Source organism: Streptomyces sp. CB01373 (assembly GCF_002803075.1).
In the GTDB taxonomy this organism is placed as follows: Bacteria; Actinomycetota; Actinomycetes; order Streptomycetales; family Streptomycetaceae; genus Streptomyces.
Window position 1 is genome coordinate 18194 of sequence record NZ_NNBK01000010.1, and the last position, 22074, is coordinate 40267.

The 22074-nt window shown below is 72.2% G+C and carries 22 protein-coding genes; 13 read left to right on the forward strand and 9 right to left on the reverse strand.

The window, feature by feature from the left end; translation table 11 throughout:
- Positions 1 to 68: 68 nt before the first annotated feature.
- The 6 genes from cobM to cobC are packed head-to-tail and all read left to right on the forward strand — an operon-like array spanning position 69 to position 6419.
- A complete protein-coding gene (gene cobM, locus CG719_RS16615; RefSeq protein WP_100569427.1) occupies positions 69 to 887 on the forward strand; it encodes a precorrin-4 C(11)-methyltransferase in 819 nt (272 codons plus the stop codon).
- Entirely contained in the window at positions 884 to 2122 is a 1239-nt protein-coding gene (gene cbiE / locus CG719_RS16620; protein WP_100569428.1) for a precorrin-6y C5,15-methyltransferase (decarboxylating) subunit CbiE, read from the forward strand. Before cobM ends, cbiE begins: the two co-directional genes overlap by 4 nt.
- The gene (gene cobJ, locus CG719_RS16625; protein ID WP_100569429.1) at positions 2119 to 3819 is read left to right on the forward strand and encodes a precorrin-3B C(17)-methyltransferase; all 1701 of its coding nucleotides are present in this window, start codon (positions 2119 to 2121) and stop codon (positions 3817 to 3819) included. Before cbiE ends, cobJ begins: the two co-directional genes overlap by 4 nt.
- The gene (locus CG719_RS16630; RefSeq protein ID WP_100569430.1) at positions 3816 to 4439 is read left to right on the forward strand and encodes a precorrin-8X methylmutase; all 624 of its coding nucleotides are present in this window, start codon (positions 3816 to 3818) and stop codon (positions 4437 to 4439) included. The genes cobJ and CG719_RS16630 overlap by 4 nt, the downstream gene beginning before the upstream one ends.
- Complete coding sequence (locus tag CG719_RS16635) at positions 4436 to 5356, forward strand: sirohydrochlorin chelatase (protein ID WP_100569431.1); 921 nt, start codon at positions 4436 to 4438, stop codon at positions 5354 to 5356. The genes CG719_RS16630 and CG719_RS16635 overlap by 4 nt, the downstream gene beginning before the upstream one ends.
- Complete coding sequence (gene cobC, locus CG719_RS16640; RefSeq protein WP_100569432.1) at positions 5346 to 6419, forward strand: Rv2231c family pyridoxal phosphate-dependent protein CobC; 1074 nt, start codon at positions 5346 to 5348, stop codon at positions 6417 to 6419. The genes CG719_RS16635 and cobC overlap by 11 nt, the downstream gene beginning before the upstream one ends.
- Positions 6420 to 6482: 63 nt before the next feature.
- On the opposite strand, the gene CG719_RS16645 is transcribed toward cobC, so the two are convergent.
- The 4 genes from CG719_RS16645 to CG719_RS16660 all read right to left on the reverse strand — a co-directional run bounded on the left by CG719_RS16645 (position 6483) and on the right by CG719_RS16660 (position 10420).
- Positions 6483 to 7544, reverse strand: a complete 1062-nt coding sequence (locus CG719_RS16645) for an SCO1860 family LAETG-anchored protein (RefSeq protein ID WP_100569433.1) — start codon at positions 7542 to 7544, stop codon at positions 6483 to 6485.
- A gap of 64 nt (positions 7545 to 7608) precedes the next feature.
- Complete coding sequence (locus CG719_RS16650) at positions 7609 to 7929, reverse strand: transposase family protein (protein ID WP_234375618.1); 321 nt, start codon at positions 7927 to 7929, stop codon at positions 7609 to 7611.
- A gap of 578 nt (positions 7930 to 8507) precedes the next feature.
- Positions 8508 to 8915 (reverse strand): hypothetical protein, encoded by a 408-nt coding sequence (locus CG719_RS16655; protein ID WP_100569434.1) that lies wholly within the window; start codon positions 8913 to 8915, stop codon positions 8508 to 8510.
- 407 nt (positions 8916 to 9322) lie between these two features.
- Positions 9323 to 10420, reverse strand: a complete 1098-nt coding sequence (locus CG719_RS16660; protein WP_100569435.1) for an amidohydrolase family protein — start codon at positions 10418 to 10420, stop codon at positions 9323 to 9325.
- 127 nt (positions 10421 to 10547) lie between these two features.
- Between CG719_RS16660 and CG719_RS16665 the strand changes: the two genes are divergently transcribed.
- The 5 genes from CG719_RS16665 to thpD all read left to right on the forward strand — a co-directional run bounded on the left by CG719_RS16665 (position 10548) and on the right by thpD (position 15364).
- Complete coding sequence (locus tag CG719_RS16665; RefSeq protein WP_100569436.1) at positions 10548 to 11651, forward strand: pyridoxal-phosphate-dependent aminotransferase family protein; 1104 nt, start codon at positions 10548 to 10550, stop codon at positions 11649 to 11651.
- Positions 11652 to 12023: 372 nt separating this feature from the next.
- Positions 12024 to 12563 (forward strand): diaminobutyrate acetyltransferase, encoded by a 540-nt coding sequence (gene ectA / locus CG719_RS16670; protein WP_100569437.1) that lies wholly within the window; start codon positions 12024 to 12026, stop codon positions 12561 to 12563.
- A gap of 96 nt (positions 12564 to 12659) precedes the next feature.
- Positions 12660 to 13931, forward strand: coding sequence for a diaminobutyrate--2-oxoglutarate transaminase (gene ectB / locus CG719_RS16675; RefSeq protein WP_100569438.1), 1272 nt, complete (start codon positions 12660 to 12662; stop codon positions 13929 to 13931).
- Positions 13932 to 14063: 132 nt separating this feature from the next.
- The gene (locus CG719_RS16680; RefSeq protein ID WP_100569439.1) at positions 14064 to 14468 is read left to right on the forward strand and encodes an ectoine synthase; all 405 of its coding nucleotides are present in this window, start codon (positions 14064 to 14066) and stop codon (positions 14466 to 14468) included.
- Positions 14465 to 15364 (forward strand): ectoine hydroxylase, encoded by a 900-nt coding sequence (gene thpD / locus CG719_RS16685; RefSeq protein ID WP_199836664.1) that lies wholly within the window; start codon positions 14465 to 14467, stop codon positions 15362 to 15364. The genes CG719_RS16680 and thpD overlap by 4 nt, the downstream gene beginning before the upstream one ends.
- Before the next feature lie 238 nt (positions 15365 to 15602).
- On the opposite strand, the gene CG719_RS16690 is transcribed toward thpD, so the two are convergent.
- The 4 genes from CG719_RS16690 to CG719_RS16705 form a co-directional block, all read right to left on the reverse strand.
- Positions 15603 to 16688, reverse strand: a complete 1086-nt coding sequence (locus tag CG719_RS16690) for an aminotransferase class V-fold PLP-dependent enzyme (protein ID WP_199836665.1) — start codon at positions 16686 to 16688, stop codon at positions 15603 to 15605.
- Positions 16689 to 16759: 71 nt separating this feature from the next.
- Positions 16760 to 17482, reverse strand: coding sequence for a DsbA family oxidoreductase (locus tag CG719_RS16695; protein WP_100569440.1), 723 nt, complete (start codon positions 17480 to 17482; stop codon positions 16760 to 16762).
- 79 nt (positions 17483 to 17561) lie between these two features.
- Positions 17562 to 18065, reverse strand: a complete 504-nt coding sequence (locus CG719_RS16700; RefSeq protein ID WP_199836666.1) for a GNAT family N-acetyltransferase — start codon at positions 18063 to 18065, stop codon at positions 17562 to 17564.
- A gap of 49 nt (positions 18066 to 18114) precedes the next feature.
- Complete coding sequence (locus CG719_RS16705) at positions 18115 to 19641, reverse strand: aldehyde dehydrogenase (NADP(+)) (RefSeq protein ID WP_100569441.1); 1527 nt, start codon at positions 19639 to 19641, stop codon at positions 18115 to 18117.
- A gap of 167 nt (positions 19642 to 19808) precedes the next feature.
- Here CG719_RS16705 and CG719_RS16710 point away from each other — a divergent pair, with 167 nt between their 5' ends.
- Both CG719_RS16710 and CG719_RS16715 read left to right on the forward strand, forming a co-directional pair.
- Positions 19809 to 20582 carry an IclR family transcriptional regulator gene (locus CG719_RS16710; protein ID WP_100569442.1) on the forward strand — a complete coding sequence of 258 codons (774 nt, stop codon included), beginning with the start codon at positions 19809 to 19811 and terminating at the stop codon, positions 20580 to 20582.
- Positions 20583 to 20585: 3 nt separating this feature from the next.
- On the forward strand, positions 20586 to 21065 hold the full coding sequence (locus CG719_RS16715) for a GNAT family N-acetyltransferase (RefSeq protein WP_100569443.1): 480 nt from the start codon (positions 20586 to 20588) through the stop codon (positions 21063 to 21065).
- A 121-nt stretch (positions 21066 to 21186) separates the two neighbouring features.
- Here CG719_RS16715 and CG719_RS16720 read toward each other — a convergent pair whose 3' ends face one another.
- On the reverse strand, positions 21187 to 21984 hold the full coding sequence (locus CG719_RS16720) for an HAD family acid phosphatase (RefSeq protein ID WP_100569444.1): 798 nt from the start codon (positions 21982 to 21984) through the stop codon (positions 21187 to 21189).
- Between the last annotated feature and the right edge of the window lie 90 nt (positions 21985 to 22074).

The following is a 22074-nucleotide window of genomic DNA, read 5'->3' on the forward strand; positions in this document are numbered from 1 at the left end:
ATCGCGCACATCCGGCCACTCCCACATCCCCCCACATCAGGACATTCCGCATGAGAGGACCCGAACCCATGGCCGTTGCCCCGACCGGCAAGGTGACCTTCGTCGGTGCCGGCCCCGGCGCCGCCGACCTGCTGACGTTCCGGGCGGCCCGCGCGATCGCCGAGGCCGACGTGGTGATCTGGGCGGCCAGCCTGGTGCAGGCCGAGGTGCTCCAGCACGCGCGCGAGGACGCGGAGATCCTGGACTCGGCGGCCCTGTCCCTGGAGGACGTCGTCGCCGTGTACGAGCGGGCGCACGCGGAGGGGCTGAAAGTGGCCCGTGTCCACTCCGGCGACCCGGCGCTGTGGGGCGGCACGCAGGAGCAGCTCGACCGGTGCGCGGACATCGGGATCGAGACGGAGGTCGTGCCCGGTGTCTCGTCCTTCTCGGCCGTGGCCGCGCTGGCCCGGCGCGAGCTGACGATCCCGGAGGTCGCGCAGTCGGTCGTGCTGACCCGGCTCGGTGGCGGGAAAACGCCCATGCCGCCCGGCGAGGAGGTGCGCGAGTTCGCCCGGCACGGCACCACCATGGCGGTGTTCCTGTCGGCGGCCCGCAGCGGCCAGCTCGTGCGGGAGCTGCTGGAGGGCGGCTACCCGACGTCCACGCCGGTCGTGGTGGCCTACCAGGCGACCTGGCCGGAGGAGCTGGTCGTCACGTGCACGGTCGGCACGCTGGAGGAGACGGTCAAGGAGCACAAGCTCTGGAAGCACACGCTGTTCCTGGTCGGACCGGCCCTCGCCGCCCAGGGCACCCGTTCGCACCTGTACCACCCCGGTCACTTCCACGGCCACCGCAAGGCCGACCCCGAGGCCCGCAGGGCCCTGCGCGCGCGGGGTGCGAGCACGTGATCACGGTGGTCGGCACGGGCACCGGGGCGTACGGCACCCGGGTGCCCGCGGACGCCGGGCTCGTCGTGGGCGCGCGGCGGCATCTGGACGCCGTACGGCTGCCGGAGGGCGCCGAGCGGGTGGTCCTGGGCCCGCTGGCGCCGGCGCTCGACACCATCGCGGAGTACGTCGGCAAGGAGCGCCCGGTGCTCGTGCTGGCCTCCGGGGACCCCGGATTCTTCGGGATCGTACGGGCGCTCGCCGAGCGGTTCGGGCCCGGGCTGCTGGACGTCCGCCCCGGTGTCTCCTCCGTGGCCGCCGCGTTCGCGCGGATCGGGCTGCCCTGGGACGACGCGGTGGTGGTCAGCGCGCACGGGCGGGATCTGCGCACGGCCGTGAACGTGTGCCGGGCACGTCCGAAGGTCGCCGTGCTGACCGGGCCGGGGGCCGGGCCCGCCGAGCTGGGCGCCGCGCTGGCCGGCACCTGCGGCGAGCGGGTGCTGGTCGTCGCCTCCGCGCTGGGCGACCCGGAGGACGAGCGCGTGGAACGGCTCACACCGGCCGGGGCCGCCGCCCGCGACTGGGGTACGGCGGTGAACGTGGTGCTGTGCCTGGACGGGGCGCACGCGCCCGGCCCCCTGCGCACGGTCGCGGGCCCGCCGGCCGGCCCGTCCCGATGGGCCCTGGAGGAGAGCGAGTTCGCCCACCGCGACTCGATGATCACCAAGTTCGAGGTGCGCGCCCTGGCTCTGGCCCGGCTCGGGCCGCGCCTCGGCGACCTGGTCTGGGACGTGGGCGCGGGCTCCGGTTCGGTCGCCGTGGAGTGCGCCCGGCTGGGCGCCGCCGTCACCGCCGTCGAGCAATCGGCCGACGGAGTGGAGCGGATCCGCGCCAACGCGGCGGCGCACGCCGTGGACGTGTCGGTGGTGAACGGAACCGCGCCCGAGGCGCTGGCCGGGCTCGCAGACCCCGACGCGGTGTTCGTCGGCGGCGGCGGGCGCGCGCTGCCCGAGGTCGTGACCGTGTGCGCGCGGCGGGCCCGGCGGACCGTCGTGGTCGCCGTGGCGGCGCTCGACCGGGTGCCGGCCGTGCGCGGGGCGCTGGCCGCCGCCGGGCTCGTGTGCGACGGCGTGCTGCTCCAGTCCTCGCGGCTCGCGCCGCTGCCGGGCGACGTGACCCGGCTCGCGGCCACCAACCCTGTTTTTCTGCTGTGGGGCACGCGGCCCCCGGTGCGACACGAAGGAGCGGCTGAGTGATCGGCCTCATTTCCGCCACGGCGGCGGGCGCGGCTGCGCGGGACCGGCTGGCCGCGGCCTGGCCGGACCGTACCCGGGTGTACGAAGGGCCCGTCGGGGACGCCGTACGGGCCGCCTTCGCCGAGTGCGGGCAGCTGGTGTGCTTCCTGGCGACGGGGGCGGTCGTACGGCTGATCGCGCCGCTGCTGGACGAGAAGGCCTCCGATCCCGGAGTGGTGTGCGTCGACGAGGGCGGCCGGTTCGCGGTGTCCCTGGTCGGCGGGCACGCGGGCGGGGCGAACGAACTGGCCCGCGCGGTGGGCGAGGTGCTGGGCGCGGAGCCGGTCGTGACGACCGCGACGGACGCCGTGGGACTGCCCGGTCTCGACACGCTCGGCCTTCCGGTGGAGGGCGATGTCGCCGGGGTCTCGCGGGCGCTGCTCGACGGGGAGCCGGTCGGTCTTGACGCGGAGGTGCGCTGGCCGCTGCCGCCACTGCCCGTCGCCGCCGAGGGCGCGTACAGGATCCGGGTCACCGACCGTGCCGCCGCGCCCGCCGGACGGGAGGTGGTCCTGCGGCCGCCGACGCTGGTCGTGGGCGTCGGCGCGTCCAGGGGCGCGCCCGTCGAGGAGGTGGTGGGCCTGGTCGAGGGCGTGCTCGCGGAGGCCGGGCTGTCCGCGGCGTCGCTCGCCGAACTGGCCACGGTCGACGCCAAGGCGGAGGAGCCCGGCGTCGTCGAGGCGGCCCGGCGGCTCGGGGTGCCCCTGGTGACGTACTCCGCCGGGGAGTTGGCGGCGGTCGACGTGCCCAACCCGTCGCGGGCGCCGCTCGCCGCCGTCGGCACCCCCTCCGTCGCGGAGGCCGCCGCGCTCGTGCGCGGGGGCGAACTCCTCGTGCCCAAGCGGAAGTCGGAGCGCGCCGACGGGACGCCCGCGATGGCCACCTGCGCGGTCGTACGGCGGCCGGGGCGCGGTCGGCTCGCGGTCGTCGGGCTGGGTCCCGGCGCCCGGGACCTGCTCACGCCGCGCGCGCGGGCGGAGTTGCGGCGCGCCTCCGTTCTCGTGGGGCTCGACCAGTACCTCGACCAGATCCGCGACCTGCTGCGGCCCGGCACCCGCATCCTCCAGTCGGGGCTCGGCGCGGAGGAGGAGCGGGCGCGCACGGCGGTCGCCGAGGCCCGGCGCGGGCACGCCGTCGCGCTGATCGGCAGCGGCGACGCGGGGGTGTACGCGATGGCCTCGCCCGCGCTGGCCGAAGCGTCCGACGACATCGACGTCGTCGGGGTCCCCGGCGTCACGGCCGCCCTCGCCGCGGGCGCCCTTCTCGGCGCCCCCCTGGGCCATGACCATGTCTCGATCAGCCTCTCCGATCTGCACACCCCCTGGGAGGTCATCGAGCGGCGGGTGCGGGCGGCGGCCGAGGCGGACCTCGTCGTGACGTTCTACAACCCCCGCTCCCGGGGCAGGGACTGGCAGCTGCCGAAGGCGCTCGCGATCCTCGCCGGGCACCGGGAGCCGGCGACGCCGGTCGGTGTCGTACGGAACGCGTCACGGCCGGACGAGTCCAGCCGGGTGGCGACGCTGGCCACGCTCGACCCGGAGACGGTCGACATGATGACGGTCGTGACCGTGGGCAACACCGCGACCCGAGAGATCGCGGGGCGCATGGTCACGCCGCGCGGCTACCGCTGGCAGGCGTCCGGGGAGGAGCCGAAGTGAACCGTGTCGTCCACCCGATCGAGCAGGAGTCGTTCCGGCGGCTGCGCGCCCGCCTGGACACCTCGCACTTCGCACCGCTGACGCGGGCGGTGGTGGAGCGGGTCGTTCATTCCTCCGCCGACCTGGAGTACGCGTCCGACCTCGTCATGGACGAGGGCGAGCTGCTGACGGCGCACGCCGCGCTGCACGCGGGGGCTCCCGTGGTCGCGGACGTGGAGATGGTGGCCGCGGGGATCACCCGGCGCGAGACCGTCTGCCGGCTCAAGGACGCCAGGTCGGGTCCCGGGATGACCCGCTCCGCGCACGCGATCCGGCTGGCGTACGAGGAGGTCGGCCCGGGCGCGCTCTGGGTGATCGGCTGCGCGCCGACCGCCCTGGAGGAGCTGCTGAAGCTGGACGCCGCCCCCGCGCTCGTCATCGGCCTGCCCGTCGGTTTCGTCGGGGCGGCCGAGTCCAAGGCCGCGTTGCGCGAGAGCGGGCTGCCCGCCGTGAGCAACGTGTCCGAGAAGGGCGGTTCGGCGGTCGCCGCGGCCGCGCTCAACGCCCTTCTTTACCAACCCAGTTCGCTTGAATCGTCTGAACCGCTCGAATCGCTTGAATCGCTCGAGGAGACCCTGTGACCACCCCGCCGCCGCCCGCTCTGCTCATCGCCGGTCACGGCACCCGGGACGACGCCGGAGCCGAGGCGTTCCGCGACTTCGTACGGGAGTTGGGGCGCCGTAATCCCGAACTGCCCGTCGCGGGCGGCTTCATCGAGCTGTCCCCGCCGCCGCTGGGCGAGGCCGTCGCCGAGCTGGTGGAGCGGGGCGTACGCCGGTTCGCCGCCGTACCGCTGATGCTGGTGTCCGCCGGGCACGCCAAGGGCGACATTCCGGCGGCGCTGGCCCGTGAGAAGGAACGGCACCCGGGGATCTCGTACACCTACGGCCGGCCGCTTGGCCCGCACCCCTCACTTCTGCGGGTGCTGGAGCGGCGGCTGGACGAGGCGGTCGATCCGTCCTGGGACCGCTCCGAGGTGACGGTGCTGCTGGTCGGGCGTGGCTCGACCGACCCGGACGCCAACGCCGAGGTGCACAAGGCGGCGCGGCTGCTGTGGGAGGGACGCGGGTACGCGGGCGTGGAGACGGCGTTCGTGTCGCTCGCGGCGCCGGACGTGCCGAGCGGGCTCGACCGGTGCGTGAAGCTGGGCGCGCGGCGGATCGTGGTGCTGCCGTACTTCCTGTTCACGGGCATCCTGCCGGACCGCGTGCGGCGGCAGACGGCGGACTGGGCGGCGGCGCACCCGGAGACCGATGTGCGCTCGGCGGACGTGATCGGGCCGGAGCCGGAGCTGCTGGACCTGGTGATGGAGCGGTACGAGGAGGCGGTGAAGGGCGATCTGCGGATGAACTGCGACTCGTGCGTGTACCGGATCGCGCTGCCGGGCTTCGAGGACAAGGTGGGGCTGCCGCAGCAGCCGCACTTCCACCCGGACGACGACGGGCACGGACACGGGCACCACCACCATGGAGGGCACTCTCACTCCCATGCGCACTGAGGACGCGGCCGGGCACGATCTGAGGCACCACGGGGACGCCGAGGTCCGCGACGGCGGGGCGGCACTGGTGGACCTCGCCGTGAACGTGCGGGCCGACACGCCTCCGGGGTGGCTGCGGGAGCGGATAGCCGCCTCGCTGACCGGTCTCGCCGCCTACCCGGACGGGCGGGCCGCGCGGGCGGCGGTGGCGGCGCGGCACGGGCTGCCGGTGGAGCGGGTGCTGCTGACGGCGGGCGCGGCGGAGGCGTTCGTGCTGCTGGCACGGGCGCTGAAGGTGCGGCGGCCGGTCGTCGTGCATCCGCAGTTCACCGAGCCGGAGGCGGCTCTGCGGGACGCGGGGCACACGGTGGACCGGGTGCTGCTGCGGGCTGAGGACGGCTTCCGGCTCGATCCGGCGGCCGTCCCCGAGGACGCGGACCTGGTGGTGGTCGGCAACCCGACGAACCCGACGTCGGTGCTGCATCCGGCCGCGTCCGTCGCCCGACTGGCCCGTCCCGGACGGGTGCTGGTGGTCGACGAGGCCTTCATGGACGCGGTGCCGGGCGAGCGGGAGTCGCTGGCGGGGCGGACGGACGTGCCCGGTCTCGTGGTACTGCGCAGCCTGACCAAGACGTGGGGTCTCGCGGGGCTGCGGATCGGCTACGTGCTGTCGTCGCCCGAGGTGATCGCCGAGCTGGAGCGGGCCCAGCCGCTGTGGCCGGTGTCCACTCCGGCGCTCGCGGCGGCGGTGGCGTGCGTGGAGCCGCGGGCGCTGGCCGAGGCGGAGGACGCGGCCCGCCGTATCGCCGCGGACCGGGCCCACCTGGTGGCGGCCCTGGACTCCTTCGCGGGGCACGGGGTGCGGGTGGTGCGACCGGCCGAGGGCCCCTTCGTGCTGGTGCGCGTGCCGGGGGCGGCGGACGTACGGCGGCGGTTGCGCGGGCTGGGATACGCGGTGCGGCGCGGGGACACGTTCCCCGGTCTTGGCGGGGACTGGCTGCGGCTGGCGGTGCGGGACAGGGGGACGGCGGACGGCTTCGTCCGCGCCCTGGGCTCGGCGCTGGCGCCGCCCACCGTTCCCTGACTCACCGCGCCGGGAAGTCCCGCCGGACCTGGACTTCCCGGCCGGCCCGCGAGGCCCCGGCTGTCAGCCGCGGCGCCGGCGTGCGACCGCCAGCGCGCCTCCCCCCGCCGCCAGCAGGACGGCGGAGCCCGCCGCCAGGTACGGCGTGAGGGAGCTGCCGCCCGTCTCCGCCAGGTCGACGGTCTTCTTCTCGGAGACGGTCTGCGGCTTCACGTCGGCGGCGTCCTGGGGCTTGACGTCGTCACTTCCGGGCTTGTCGTCGCCGCCCTGGGGCTTGTCACCCCCCTGAGGCTTGTCGTCGGTCGCCTGGGGCTTGTCACCCCCCTGAGGCTTGTCGTCGGTCGCCTGGGGCTTGTCGTCGCCGCCCTGTTCGGCGGGCGGGGCCGCCTCCTTCTCCGGAGCCTTCGGGGACTCGCAGGTCGCCCTGGCGAGGGTGACCGTGCCCTCCACCTCGGCCACGTTCAGCTTGAGCGGGTTGACGGACACCTTGAGCTCCAGGGCCGTCGCGGCGGCCGTGCTCGAGGTCGTCTCCCGCTTCGACAGGTCGAGGCGGACCTCTCCGACGCCGGGGACGCGGACGTCGGTCGTACCGCCGGCGCTCAGCGTCACCTTCTTGCCGAGCACCTTCACGGAGCCCAGGACGTTGCTGCTGGCGACCGGGGACTCGCCGGCCTCGCAGGTCGCCTTGGACGTGACCTGGTCGACCTCGATCAGGGACAGCAGGGGCAGGCCGGGGACGTGGACACGGGCGTGGGCCAGTTCGACGAAGCCCTCCGCCTTGTCCGCGGAGACGGTCGCGTCGGTCTTCGCCACGTCCGCGCGGATCACGCTGAAGGGCTTTCCGCCGTCGACGCCGTCGAGACGCGCGGTCAGCGCGGTCTGCTGCGCGCTCCGCGGTGCCTCGACCTCGTTGAGGGAGACCGCGAGCGGGACGTTCACCGTCTTGTTGACCAGGGACACGTCCAGCCCGGTGCGCAGGACGGAGGCGCTCGCGTGACCCTCCTGCCCGCCGGTCGCGTGCGCGGACCCGGCGCCGATCAGCGTCACCGGCCCGGCGGCCAGCACGGTGGCCGCGGCGATGGTGGCGCAACGACGGGCGGACATGCGGAAGTTGTTGCCGTTCAAGGTGTGGGACCCCCAGAAAGGAATGCTTGGGACCCGGTAAGAATTACGTACTAAGGGTGAACCGTCAGCGATCTAGGGTTACTTCACCCTTTCGGGAGGTTTCCGTCCGCTCGTTCGATTTTCCGGGTACGGGTGCATGGTCCAGCGCGGCCAGCAGGTGGATCTGGCGGCCCTTGGCCCTCGTGGCGACGCGCAGTGAAGGCAGGGACTGGGGCGGGGTGTCGACGATCCACTCGCCGACCGCCGACAGGGAGGTTGCCCCGGCCGGCACCGCGCACGCGGTCAGCGCGAGCACGGCGGTCAGGGCATGCCGCACCCCGCGCGGATCGCGCGGGTCGGGCACCTCGGCAAGACGTTGCAGAAGGCCGGGGACTTTCCCCGGCACTACCTCTGGATGCCCACTGAGCTGGTCAAGGGCAGGGCGGGATCGGCGATGATGCGTCGGCAGGCACGGTCTTCCAGGCAGGTCACGGGGCGCCGAGAGCTCCATGATCTTGGAAGTCCCCCGCCCGTCGGTCCTGTTGAGGACGGTCAGCGCGGCAGTTCCACGCGTCGCCCGAGACCGATCTCCTCCGCCTCAGCGTTCGTGACCATCGCGAACACTCCGCTCGGGATGCCCGGAATTCTGGTCACGCGAGACGCGACGGCCAAAAGACCTTCGCAGCCCCGGAGTTGAAGAAGAGGTACGCCTCGCCGCACTCCTCTCCTTCGTCATGCACTTCCGCTGCCTCCTGTTCGGCAAGGAGGAGGCACATGGATCTCAACGATGATGTCCATAAGGGCATTGTCCCTGGCCAGGACCCGGCCGCATGCTCCGCTCCTGAAATGCCGCGACGCACGACAAACCATCGCGAAACAGACGCATCTGACTACGCCGAAGCCCTGAGTCCCCCTCCGACCGCACACGACAACGGAGCGGACCGAAACGGCCCGCTCCGCGCCTCGGATTACTTGCGAATCGTCTTACTTGTGAATCGTCGCGCAGGCCTTGGTCCCCGGGTAATTGTGCCAGTACCCGCAGATCTTGCTGCCGTCCGCCGCTGAAAGCCCCCAGGTGGTTCCGACCGTCTTCTTCTCGACCCGCGCGGCACTGACGGTTTGGCTCATAAAACCGCCCGACCCGTCCGTGAAGTCGATGTGCGCGTAATCGGTCCAGGCCCGGTTGTTCGACTGCTTGGACAGGTAGAAGCTGTCCACCTTGAGCCCGGTACCGTTCACCGTGATGCAAACCGACCCGGACCCGTCCGTGGATCCCGCATTTCCGGTGCAGTTCGTGGCGCTGAACGGAGTGACATCCACCGCCTGGGCATTCCCGCCGAACATCGTGACACCCATGACAGCGGCGGCGATTACGGTCAGAACCTTCTTCAAGTGGCTTCACACCTCGAGCAATTGAGCGGCAAGTGACAGGTTATATAAACAAGCTCCCGCGCACCGCAGCCACTCATTTCCGGCCCTGATTTGACCAGTTCTCCACTTCTCAAACACGTCAAAGCCCCCTCCCGTGAACGGACGCTGTTGGTAAATCCGGGGGCCACGTAACGACGGCCTGTACAACCCCGTTGGGGTGGTGCAGGCCGTCGTCGCGTTCTTGGGGTGGGTTACGTGTCGTCGCGTGGGTGGAACTGGAGGAGATTCCTGAGGAGACCACGCGGGTAGCGCGTGCGGTGTTCCCGGGGGGGTGTCTGGCGATGCGGTGCGCCGGCGGGAGCCGAAGAACACTCCGCAGGTCGGACGGGGTCTACAAGTCGGCCCCAGGGGAAGGGGTTCCTTGTCTCTCAGCCGGTCACGTGCCCGTTCAGCACCACCCGCCGCGGTGCCGCCAGTACCCGTACGTCCGCACGCGGGTCCTCGTCGTAGACGACGAGGTCGGCGGGGGCGCCCTCGGTGAGGCCGGGGCGGCCGAGCCAGGCGCGGGCCGCCCAGGTGGTCGCGGAGAGGGCCTGGCGGGGCGGGATGCCGGCCTTGACCAGTTCGGCGACCTCGGCCGCGGCCAGGCCGTGGGGCAGGGAGCCGCCGGCGTCGGTGCCGACGTAGACCGGGATGCCGGCGTCGTAGGCGTCCCGGACCGTGTCGTAGCGGCGCTCGTGGAGCCGGCGCATATGGGCCGACCAGCGCGGGAACTTCGTCTCGCCGCCGTCGGCGAGGCGGGGGAAGGTGGCGATGTTGACGAGGGTGGGGACGATCGCGACGCCGCGTTCGGCGAACAGCGGGATCAGGTCCTCGGTCAGGCCCGTGGCGTGCTCGATGCAGTCGATGCCCGCCTCGACCAGGTCACGCAGGGAGTCCTCCGCGAAACAGTGGGCCGTCACACGCGCGCCCAGGCGGTGGGCCTCCGCTATCGCCGCCTCGACCGCCTCGCGCGGCCAGCAGGCCGAAAGGTCACCGAGGTCGCGGTCGATCCAGTCGCCGACCAGCTTGACCCAGCCGTCGCCGCGCCGGGCCTCCTGGGCGACGTAGGCGACCAGGTCCTCCGGTTCGATCTCCCAGGCGTAGTTGCGGATGTAGCGGCGGGTGCGGGCGATGTGGCGGCCCGCGCGGATGATCTTCGGCAGGTCCTCGCGCTCGTCGATCCAGCGGGTGTCCGAGGGCGAGCCCGCGTCCCGCAGGAGGAGGGTGCCCGCGTCGCGGTCGGTGAGCGCCTGCTTCTCCGAGACGTCGTCGGGCACCGGTCCGTGCTCGTCGAGGCCGACGTGACAGTGCGCGTCGACCAGGCCGGGCAGCACCCAGCCCTCGACGGTCCTCACATCGGAGGCGCCGGCGGGACGGTCGTAGGAGATCCGGCCGCCGACCACCCACAGTTCGTCCCGGACCTGGTCGTCGTCCGGGCCGACGAGCACCCGACCCTTCACGTGCAGCACCGCGCGATCGCTCATGCACCGCACCCTAATCAGCCCGCGCCCGCTGCGGACCACCCGGTCCGAGGTCACCGGTTGAAAGCGGGGCAGACCCGCCGACTACGCTCGGTGCGTCCGTCCTCGCCCGTACGAAGAGAGCACCGCCGTGACCAACCCGTTCCTGGACCTCGCTCCGCTGAGCGCCGACCGCTTCGCCTCGATCGAGGACCGGGTGGCGCGGCTGCTGGCCACCGAGCAGGATGTCGTGATCATGCAGGGCGAGGCGCTGCTGCCGCTGGAGGGCGCGATCAGGGGCACGGCCGGTCCCGGCACGACCGCGCTGAACGTGATCACCGGGCCGTACGGGCAGACGTTCGGCAACTGGCTGCGCGACTGCGGCGCGACGGTGTACGACCTGTCCGTGCCGTACCACACGGCGGTCACGGCGGACCAGGTCAGGGAGGCCTTCGCCGAGCACCCGGAGATCGACTTCGTGTCGCTGGTGCACGCGGAGGCGGCGACCGGCAACACCAACCCGGTCGCGGAGATCGGCGAGGCCGTGGCGGAGCAGGGCGCCCTGTTCTACCTGGACGCCGTGGCCTCGGTCGGCGCGGAGCCGGTGCTGCCGGACGCGTGGGGCGTGGACCTCTGTGTGATCGGGGCGCAGAAGGCGATGGGCGGCCCGGCCGGGGTGTCGGCGGTGTCGGTCAGCGAGCGCGCCTGGGCCCGGATGGCGGCGAACCCGCACGCCCCGCGCCGCTCCTACCTGTCCCTCCTTGACTGGAAGGAGCGCTGGCTCGACGGCGGCCGCAAGGCACTGCTGCACGCGCCCGCGCAGTTGGAGATGCTGGCCCTCGAGGCCTGTCTCGAGCGCATCGAGACGGCCGGCCTGGACGCCGTGATGGACCGCCACCGCCGCGCCGCCGCGGCGACCCGCGCGGGTGCGCGGGTCCTCGGCGCGGGCCTGGAGCCGTACGTGCACCAGGCGTCGGAGGCGGCCCCGGTCGCCACCACCCTGCGGGCCCCGTCGGACGTCGACGCCTCCGAACTGGTGGCCCGCGCCCTGGAGACCGGCCCCGCCCTCCCGCTGGCCGCGGGCGGCGGCCCGCTCGCCAAGGAGATGATCCGCGTCAACCACTACGGGCCCGACGCCACCCAGGACGTCGTCGACGCCGCCCTGACGGCCCTGGCCGCCGCCCTGACGGGCAACGGCTCGACCGTGGACGTCGAGGCCGCCCGGCAGGCGGCCGCGAAGGCCTGGCAGCGGTAGACGCGCGGGCATCGGGCCCGCATTCTCCGGAATCGGACGGACAGGGCTCACAAAACTCACAGGGATTATTGGCGAGACAATTCAGTAATTCAATTCTGGGCAGCTTCCCATATTCTCCTGCCCCGTTTCCCGGGACGTAAACGCAGAGATTTCACGAACACCCGGCGACGCAATTCGAAGGCCGCCGGGAGGGTTGTGTGATTGTGACGCACTCCACAGACGCGACCCTTTTGCCCAGTAATTAAGGGGCAAACCAACCCATATCGCCACCCCCTCGCGCGATCACGCGCCCACGCGATAACACAGGCGCCCGGTTCACGTAAGACTCTCGGGCGATGCATTTTTGAATTCCGCTGGGTAAGTTCATTCCACATGACTGCCGCCCAAGCAGACCTGCATTCCCCCCGCACAGAATTGTCGGAGGCACCCCGCATCGAGCGTCCGTCCCCCGCCGACGGCGCCGCACTCTGGCGACTGGCGAAGGAATCCGGGACGCTCGATGTGAACTCCTCGTACAGCTACCTCCTCTGGTGCCGCGACTTCGCCGCCACGTCCGCGGTGGCGCGCGGAGCCGACGGCGAGCCGGTCGGTTTCGTCACCGGGTACGTGCGGCCCGACCGTCCGCACACCCTGCTCGTGTGGCAGGTGGCCGTGGACGCCGGCCACCGCGGACAGGGCCTGGCCGCCCGGCTGCTGGACGCGCTCACCGCCCGGGTCGCCGCCGAGCGCGGGCTCACCTCCCTGGAGACCACGATCACCCCGGGCAACACCGCCTCCGAGCGGCTCTTCACCTCCTACGCCGCCCGGCACGGCGCCACGGTCGAGCGCGAGGTCCTGTTCGGGACCGAGCAGTTCCCGGACGGGCCGCACGACCCTGAGGTCCTCCACCGGATCGGTCCGCTCTCCTTCTGACCGCGGCCCCTCCGGCCGGCCCCCGGTCCCAGCCATCTCCCCGCCTCCCTCTCACTCCCGCCTCCCTTTCACTCCCCCACCGAGGAGCGATTCGCCGTGACCATCACCCAGCCCGACCTGAGCGTCTTCGAGACCCTGGAGTCCGAGGTGCGCAGCTACTGCCGCGGCTGGCCCACCGTCTTCGACCACGCGCGCGGCAGCCGTATGTACGACGAGGACGGCCACGAGTACCTCGACTTCTTCGCGGGCGCGGGCTCGCTCAACTACGGCCACAACAACCCAGTGCTGAAACGGGCGTTGATCGACTACCTGGAGCGCGACGGGGTCACCCACGGGCTCGACATGTCGACCACCGCCAAGCGCACGTTCCTCCAGACCTTCCAGAACCTGGTCCTGCGCCCCCGCGACCTGCCGTACAAGGTGATGTTCCCGGGCCCGACCGGCACCAACGCCGTGGAGTCGGCGCTGAAGCTGGCCCGCAAGGTCAAGGGGCGCGAGGCGATCGTGTCCTTCACGAACGCCTTCCACGGCATGTCGCTGGGTTCCCTGGCCGTCACCGGGAACGCCTTCAAGCGGGCCGGCGCCGGCATCCCGCTCGTGCACGGCACGCCCATGCCGTTCGACAACTACTTCGACGGCAAGGTCCCGGACTTCCTGTGGTTCGAGCGGCTGCTGGAGGACCAGGGGTCCGGTCTCAACAAGCCGGCCGCCGTGATCGTCGAGACGGTGCAGGGCGAGGGCGGCATCAACGTCGCCAGGCCCGAGTGGCTGCGCGCGCTCAAGGCGCTGTGCGAGCGGCAGGACATGCTGCTGATCGTCGACGACATCCAGATGGGGTGCGGGCGCACCGGGGCCTTCTTCTCTTTCGAGGAGGCCGGGATCGTGCCCGACATCGTCACCGTCTCCAAGTCCATCAGCGGCTACGGCCTGCCGATGTCGCTGTGCCTGTTCCGGCCGGAGCTGGACGTGTGGGAGCCGGGCGAGCACAACGGCACCTTCCGGGGCAACAACCCGGCGTTCGTCACGGCCTCCGCCGCGCTGGAGGCCTACTGGACGGACGGCTCGGCGATGGAGAAGCAGACCCGCGCCCGCGGTGAGCGGCTGGAGCAGTGGCTGATCTCCATCACCGAGGAGAACCTCGCGGACGTCAGGGAGTACCGGGGCCGGGGTCTGGTCTGGGGCCTGGAGTTCCGCGACCCGGAGCGGGCCGGGCGGATCGCGCGGCGCGCCTTCGACCTCGGGCTGCTGATCGAGACGTCGGGCCCGCAGGGCGAGGTCGTCAAGCTGCTGCCGGCGCTGACCATCACCGCCGACGAGCTGGACGAGGGCATGAGCATCCTCGCCCGCGCGACCCGCGAGACCGCCTGACCACCGGGCCACCGGGCCACCGGGCCACCGGGCCACCGGGCCACCGGGCCACCGGGCCACCGGGCCACCGGGCCACCGGGCCACCGGGCCACAGAGAACCGGAAACAACCACGCAAGGAGGCACGCGACACCGTGATCGTCCGTTCGTTCAAGGACATCGAAGGCACCGACCGGCATGTGAAGGCCGCGTCCGGCACCTGGGAGAGCAAGCGCATCGTCCTCGCCAAGGAGAAGGTCGGCTTCTCCGTGCACGAGACGATCCTGTACGCGGGCACGGAGACGTCGATGTGGTACGCCAACCACATCGAGGCCGTCGTCTGTGTCGAGGGCGAGGCCGAGCTGACCGACCGCGAGACCGGGAAGACGTACACGATCACGCCCGGCACCATGTATCTCCTCGACGGCCACGAGCGGCACACGCTCCGCGTCAAGGAGGACTTCCGCTGCATCTGCGTGTTCAACCCGCCCGTCACGGGCCGGGAGGACCACGACGAGAACGGCGTCTATCCCCTGCTCACCGAGGACGAGGAGGTGTGAGCACGACCATGGGCAACGTCACCGATCCGTACCCCACCCGCGGCACCACCGAGGTGACCAGTCCCCGCCAGGACCCGGTCGTCTGGGGCTCCCCCGACACGCCCGGACCGATCGACACCACCGGCCTCCAGGCGTTCGAGCGCGACGGCTTCCTCGCCGTCGAACAGCTGATCACCGAGGACGAGGTGGCCGTCTACCGGCGCGAGCTGGACCGGCTGGTGAGCGATCCGGGGATCCGGGCCGACGAACGCTCCATCGTGGAGCCGAAGTCCAAGGAGATCCGCTCGGTCTTCGAAGTCCACCGGATCAGCGAGGTGTTCGCCGCTCTGGTGCGCGACGAGCGCGTCGTCGGGCGGGCCCGGCAGATCCTCGGCTCGGACGTCTACGTCCACCAGTCGCGGATCAACGTCAAGCCGGGCTTCGGGGCCAGCGGCTTCTACTGGCACTCGGACTTCGAGACCTGGCACGCCGAGGACGGCCTGCCGAACATGCGGACGGTGTCCGTCTCGATCGCACTGACCGAGAACCTCGACACCAACGGCGGCCTCATGATCATGCCGGGGTCGCACCGGACGTTCCTCGGCTGTGCGGGGGCCACGCCGAAGGACAACTACAAGAAGTCGCTGCAGATGCAGGACGCGGGCACGCCGTCCGACGAGGCGCTGACCGCGCTGGCCGGGCAGCACGGCGTCAAGCTGTTCACGGGCAGGGCGGGCTCCGCGACCTGGTTCGACTGCAACTGCATGCACGGTTCCGGCGACAACATCACGCCGTTCCCGCGCAGCAACGTGTTCATCGTGTTCAACAGCGTGAAGAACACGGCGGTCGAACCGTTCGCGGCGCCGGTACGGCGCCCGGAGTTCATCGGGGCGCGGGACTTCACCCCGGTGCGGTGAGACGAACCGGCCGGGGGTCCGGGGGTTGCCCCCCGGAAGACACAGCATTGGGGCGCGGGACTTCACCCCGGTGCGGTGAGACGAACCGGCCGGGGGTCCGGGGGTCGGCCCCCGGAAGACACAGCATCGGGGCGCGGGACTTCACCCCGGTGCGGTGACCCGTGGGTGATACGGATCGGGGCCTCCTCGTGTGGGACGGGAGGCCCCGGCCCGTGTCCGGATCCCGGCGGCGCCGGCCTCAGCCGGCCAGCGCGTCCAGCAGGCGGTCGACGTCGGCGGGCGTGTTGTAGAGGTGGAAGGCGGCCCGCAGATTGCCCGCGCGCTGCGAGACCTCGATGCCCTGGGCGCTCAACTCGCCCTGGCGCGCGCCGAGTCCCGGCACAGCGACGATCGGGGAACCCGGCGCGGAGACCGGTTCGTGGCCGAGGGAGCGCAGCCCGGCGCGGAACCGGTCGGCGAGTGCGAGATCGTGGGCGCGTACGGCGGACACGCCGAGTCCCTCGACGAGTTCGAGCGAGCGGCGGGCTCCCGTGTAGCTGAGGAGGGCGGGGCTCTCGTCGAACCGCCGTGCGGAGTGGGCGAGTTCCTCGATGGGGCCGTAGCAGCTGTCCCAGGGCCGCTCCCCCGCCACCCAGCCCGCGAACAGCGGGTTCAGGCCGCCGAGGTCGTCGGGGACGACCAGGAAGGCCACGCCTCGTGGGCACAGGAGCCACTTGAAGGCGACGGCGCTGACGTAGTCGTAGGCATTCGCGTCGAGGTCCAGCCAGCCGGCGGCCTGGGAGGCGTCGACGTAGACGCGCGCGCCGTGCTCGCGCGCGGCCGCGCGGATGGCGGGCAGGTCGGCGACTCGGCCGTCGGCCGACTGTGCGGCGCTCACCGCGACCAGGGCCGTGCCGGGCCGTACCGACTCGGCGATCCGTTCCAGTGGCGAGCTGCGCACCTTCAGGTCCCGGCGGACGTGGAAGGGGTTCACCACGGAGCTGAAGTCGCCGTCCACGGTGAGGACTTCGGCGCCCTCGGGCAGTGCCGCGGCGATCAGCCCGGTGTAGACGGCGACGGAGGCCCCGACCGCCACGCGGCGCTCCGGCACCTTCATCAGGCGGGCGAAGGAGGCGCGGGCGGCCTCGACGTCGGCGAACATGTCGGTCGGCTGCCCGGAGGCGGCCGCCGTCACGGCGGTGCCGAGGGCCTCCACCGTGCGGGCGGGCAGGAGACCGAGGGACGCGCTGTTGAGATACGTGGTCTTCGGGGCGAACTCGGCGCGGACGAGGGTCTCGAAGGTTTCCATGGGTCCACTGTGCGGTCCGTCGCGGCCCCCGTCCATTGCGGGTTTTTGCGCAGATCCGCGAAGGATTCCTTATGAATCCGCCGTGACCTGCGGTTCGTCCGCGCCGCTCAGCTCCGCGGCACCGCGCATCCGTCCGGGCCGCAGGCGTCCCCGTCGCTGTCGCCGCCCTGGAGGAGAGTCAGCGGGGAGCGCTCGCCCCATGCCTGGGTGAGGGCCTGGGTGAAGACCTCGGCGGGCTGGGCACCGGAGACGCCGTACTTCCGGTCGAGCACGAAGAACGGGACTCCGGAGGCTCCGAGTTGCGCGGCCTCCCGCTCGTCGGCGCGGACCTCGGCGGCGTAGGCGTCGGGATCGGCGAGCACCTTCCGGGCGGCGTCGGCGTCGAGTCCGGCGGCGACGGCCAGCTCCACCAGCCGTTCGCCGCCCTCGGTGAAGACGGACCGCTCCTCGGCGAAGTTCGCCCGGTACAGGGCGTCCAGCAGCTCGCTCTGCCTGCCGTGCTCCTTGGCGAGGTGCAGCAGGCGGTGCATGTCGAAGGTGCTGCCGTGGTCCCGGCCCCGGGTGCGGTAGGCGAGGCCCTCGGCGGCGGCCTGCCGTCCCAGGTTGTCCTCGCCGTCGTGGGCCTGCGCCTCGCTCATTCCGTACTTCTTGGTGAGCATGGCGACCACCGGCTGCACATCGTCCTTGGCCCGCCCCGGATCCAGCTCGAACGACCGGTGCACCACCTCGACCTGCTCCCGGTGCGGGAAGGCCGCGAGCGCCTTCTCGAAGCGCGCCTTCCCGACGTAGCACCAGGGACAGGCGATGTCCGACCAGATCTCGACGCGCATGCTCTCGGCTCTCTCCCGCTCGTACGGAAGCGGAGGTGGACGACCTCCGCCGGGTCCGTGAACGTTCAAGCAGCGGTTTTCATTCCCCGGTCACCGTGTAGCGCAGCCCCAGATGATGATCGCCCTCGACGGCGGGCCGCAGCGGATCCGGGGTCCAGCCACGCCGGGCGTAGAAGCGCCGCGCCCGTTCGTTGCTGGTGTGCACCTCCAGGACGGCCGTCCGCCTGCCCTCGGTGCGCCAGTGCTCGACGCAGGCCGCGTGCAGCGCCGTGCCGATGCCCGAGCCCCAGTGGCCGGGGTCGACGTGGAACTGCAACAGCGCGACCGTGTCCGCGGGGCCGTCGGGCGGGGTGCGGAAGGAGGCGACGGCGACGACGCGGCCCTGGTCGGCGGCGCACAGCACCTGGCCCTCGGCGCGGGCGATGGCCTCGCGCCACCGGGCGGTCCAGTCGGCATCGGCGTCCGGGACGCCGTCCGGGTAGTACGTTGCCCGCGCACGCAGCATCAGGCCCGCGACGGCCTCAGCCTCGGCGGGCACGGCCGTACGGATCACCAGGCGTCCGCTCGCACCCTCGTCGATCATGAGAGGGAGGACGCGGAGGCCCGGCGATCCGGTTCCGTGCGGTGCGCGGTCAGCGCTCCAGGCGGCCGTTGAAGCGGCGGGGCAGCCCGAGCGGGTTGTCGTCGCGCAGCTCGGGCGGCAGCAGCGCCTCCGGGGCGTTCTGGTACGCCACCGGACGCATCCACCGCTCGATCGCCGTACCGCCCACGGAGGTGGAGGTCGACGTCGTCGCCGGGTAGGGGCCGCCGTGGTGCTGGGCGGCGGCCACCGCGACACCGGTCGGCCAGCCGTTGACGAGCACGCGTCCGGCGAGCGGGGTCAGCCGGGCGAGCAGTTCGGCACCGCGCCCCTGACCGGCCGCCTCCTCGGCGGACAGGTGCACGGTCGCGGTGAGGTTGCCGGGCAGCCGCGACAGGACGGCCTCGGCCTCGGTCTCGTCCTCGTAGCGGGCCACCACGGTGACCGGTCCGAAGCACTCCTCCAGGAGCAGGTCGTACTGCCCCTCCTCGGTGAGCCGCGCGGCCGGGACGGTCAGGAAGCCCGCGCTGACCGAGTGCTCGCCGCCCGCGCCCGCGGTGACCGGCGACTCGACTCCGGGCAGTGCGGAGCGTTCGGCGACGCCGGTGAGGAAGTTGTCGCGCATCCGGTGGTCGAGCAGGACGCCCGGGTCGGTGTCGCTGACGGCGTCGGTGAGGGACTTCACCAGGCCGTCGCCCGCGGCTCCGGACGGCACGAGGACCAGTCCGGGCTTCACGCAGAACTGCCCGACGCCCAGCGTCATCGAGCCGGCCAGCCCGGCGCCGATGGCCTCGGCCCGCTCGGCGGCAGCCGCCTCGGTGACGAGGACCGGGTTGAGCGAGCCCAGCTCGCCGTGGAACGGGATCGGCGCCGGCCGCGCGGCCGCGGCGTCGAACAGGGCCCGGCCGCCGCGTACGGAACCGGTGAAGCCGGCGGCCGCGACCAGCGGGTGCCGGACGAGTTCGACGCCCGCCTCGAAGCCGTGGACGAGGCCGATCACGGTCTCGGGGACGCCGTGGTGCGCGGCCGCCCCGCGCAGCACCCTCGCGACCAGCTCGGACAGGGCCGGGTGGTCGGGGTGGGCCTTGACGACGACGGGGCAGCCCGCGGCGAGCGCGCTCGCGGTGTCGCCGCCGGCGACCGAGAAGGCGAACGGGAAGTTGGAGGCGGAGTAGACGGCGACGACCCCGAGTGGCACCTTGTGGCGGCGCAGGTCCGGGATCGGCGGGGTCGCGTCGGCGTCGGGGTGGTTGACGATCACGTCGAGGAAGGCGCCCTCGTCGACGATGTCCGCGAAGGCCCTCAACTGGTAGCTGGTACGGGCCAGTTCGCCGGTGAGCCGGACCGGTCCGAGCGCGGTCTCGGCGTCGGCGGCCTCGACGAGCCGGTCCCGGGCCCCTTCCAGGCGGTCGGCGGCGGAGCGCAGGAAGGCCGCGCGGACGGCACGGTCGGCGAGCGCCGCGCGCGCCTCGTGCGCGGCCCGCACGACGGCGTCCACCTCCTGCGCCGTGGCCTCCACCGCGACCTGTTCCCGCTGCTTCCCGTTACGGGGGTCGACACTCCAGACTGGTGCTGCCACCGCGGATCCCTCCACATGTCTTGCCGAAGTATCCGGCCGGTCCCTACGGTCGACCGGATTCGGGGTCACCACCAGCGCGTTCGATATGCTGAACGCTGTCTCTGATGGTGAATACACTGCCGGAGACTATATCTCCAGCTTCTCGTCGAACGAAGGGGTCCAGGGCGATGTCGGCAGGCGACGCAGGCGGCGGTGCGCAGGTCAAGTCCGCGGTACGGACCGTGGAGTTGCTCGAGTTCTTCGCCGGCCAACCCGGTATGCACTCGCTGGCCGCGGTCCAGGAGGCCGTCGGCTATCCCAAGTCCAGCCTGTACATGCTGCTGCGCACGCTCGTCGAGCTGGGCTGGGTCGAGACCGACGCCACCGGCACGCGCTACGGCATCGGCGTGCGGGCGCTGCTCGTCGGCACGTCCTACATCGACGGCGACGAGGTGGTCGCGGCGGCCCGTCCCACGCTGGACCGGCTGTCCGACGACACCACCGAGACGATCCACCTCGCCCGCCTGGACGGCACGAACGTCGTCTACCTGGCCACCCGCCAGTCGCAGCACTATCTGCGCCCGTTCACCCGGGTCGGCCGCCGCCTGCCCGCCCACTCCACCTCGCTGGGCAAGGCGCTGCTGAGCACATACACCGACGAGCAGGTGCGCAAGATGCTCCCCGAGACGCTGCCCGCGCTGACCGAGCACACCATCACCGACCGCGAGCGGCTCATCGGGGAACTGCATCGGATCCGCGAGCAGGGGTACGCCGTCGACCGCGAGGAGAACACCCTGGGGCTGCGCTGCTTCGGGGTGGCGATCCCGTACCGGACCCCGGCCCGGGACGCGGTGAGCTGCTCGGTCCCGGTGGCGCGCCTGACGCCGGCGCACGAGCAGATGGTGAAGGATGCTCTCTTCGACGCCCGTGACCGACTGACGCTCGCCACCCGGAGGCTGTGAGACATGGAGGTCGTGCTCCGCGAGGTCCACGACAGTGATCTGCCGGTGTTCTTCCGGCAGATGAACGACCCGGAGGCGCTGCGGATGGCCGCCTTCACCCCGAAGGACCCGGCCGACCACGAGGCCTTCGCGGCGCACTGGCGCGGGATGCGCGCCTCGTCCGTCGTGCTGCGCACCGTCCTGCTGGACGGTGACGTGGTCGGCAGCGCCGCCGTCTACGGCGAGCCGGGTGAGCGCGAGGTCACCTACTGGGTGGACCGCGCCTACTGGGGCCGGGGCGTCGCCACGGCCGCGCTGCGGGCCCTGCTGGCCGAGGTTCCCGAACGCCCGCTGTACGCGCGGGCGGCGGCGGACAACGCCGGTTCGCTGCGGGTGCTCGCCAAGTGCGGGTTCCGGGAGTCGGCGCGGGCCCGGGGGTTCGCCGAGGCACGCGGCGAGGAGATCGACGAGGTGGTGCTGACGCTGCGGCCCGACGCCGGATGACGGCGGGCGCGCACAGGGCGTGCCCCGCCCGGTCTCGTGGAGCGGGCGGGGCACGTGCCTTGCGCTGGGGCCTCTCGTTTGGATCATGCCGGGCTCGCGGGCCTGATCCAAACGAAAGACCCTAGCCGACGAAGTACGTCGGGTTCGGCAGCTTGAAGGTGTGGTCGGCGTGGCCGCCGTCGAGGTCGGAGTACTGGTCGCCGAGGTTGGCGACGATGTCGTACCCGAGGTCCTCGATGTGCTTGCGGGTGCCGGACTTGTACTGGACGGTCGTGCAGGTCCAGGAGCCCGGGGTGGCGCAGTCCTTCAGGTAGGACGGCGGGTTGGCCGCGTCCTTGAGGAACATGTGCGCGGCGTCGAGGTTGACGTCGGCACCCACCTTCTTCAGGTTCTCCACGGCGGCGGAGCGCTGCGCCTCGCTGAGCCCGGAGTTGTAGAAGACCGTGACGCCCTTCTTCGCGGCGTACTGCACGAGCTCGGGGCTGCCGAAGACGGCCGGACGGTCGGCCCGGTTGACGTAGGCCGCCCAGGTGGCGCTGTTGTAGCCGTAGCTGTTCTTCTTCTCGTAGTCCAGGCTGAGCAGCAGCGTGTCGTCGATGTCGAAGACGACGGCCGGCTTCTTCTGGCCCTTGTGGCCCGCCTTGTCCGCCGCCTTGTCGATCCACTTCCTGGCCTCGGCGTCGACGGCCGCGAGGTCCTTGGCGTACTGGCTGGCCGGGGACGCCTGGTAGACACCGTCGCTGTCGAGCTTGGTGCCGTAGTAGGTGTCGATGTCCTGGGTGAGGAGCCCGATGTTGTAGGGCTCGTGGGTGGAGTTGGCGGTCGTCTGACCTGCCGTGGCCGCACCGGCGCCGTAGATCACGGCACCGGTGAGGGCGCAGGTGGCGGCGAGGGCCGCGATACGCAGTGGCTTGTGCATGAGTCGTTTTCTACGCGCGTCACCCTCGGATGCGCGAGACCGTGCGGGGTACCTTTTGCCCTATCGATATCTGACGGTACAGACAATTCG

Excerpts from the sequence above, each read along its gene's own strand:
- cobC (WP_100569432.1), top strand. The coding sequence starts at position 5,346 with ATGCGCACTGAGGACGCGGCCGGGCACGATCTGAGGCACCACGGGGAC.
- ectA (WP_100569437.1), top strand. The coding sequence starts at position 12,024 with ATGACTGCCGCCCAAGCAGACCTGCATTCCCCCCGCACAGAATTGTCG.
- CG719_RS16660 (WP_100569435.1), bottom strand. The coding sequence starts at position 10,420 with ATGAGCGATCGCGCGGTGCTGCACGTGAAGGGTCGGGTGCTCGTCGGC.
- CG719_RS16710 (WP_100569442.1), top strand. The coding sequence starts at position 19,809 with ATGTCGGCAGGCGACGCAGGCGGCGGTGCGCAGGTCAAGTCCGCGGTA.
- CG719_RS16715 (WP_100569443.1), top strand. The coding sequence starts at position 20,586 with ATGGAGGTCGTGCTCCGCGAGGTCCACGACAGTGATCTGCCGGTGTTC.
- CG719_RS16720 (WP_100569444.1), bottom strand. The coding sequence starts at position 21,984 with ATGCACAAGCCACTGCGTATCGCGGCCCTCGCCGCCACCTGCGCCCTC.
- CG719_RS16690 (WP_199836665.1), bottom strand. The coding sequence starts at position 16,688 with ATGGACGGGGGCCGCGACGGACCGCACAGTGGACCCATGGAAACCTTC.
- CG719_RS16700 (WP_199836666.1), bottom strand. The coding sequence starts at position 18,065 with ATGATCGACGAGGGTGCGAGCGGACGCCTGGTGATCCGTACGGCCGTG.
- CG719_RS16695 (WP_100569440.1), bottom strand. The coding sequence starts at position 17,482 with ATGCGCGTCGAGATCTGGTCGGACATCGCCTGTCCCTGGTGCTACGTC.
- cobM (WP_100569427.1), top strand. The coding sequence starts at position 69 with ATGGCCGTTGCCCCGACCGGCAAGGTGACCTTCGTCGGTGCCGGCCCC.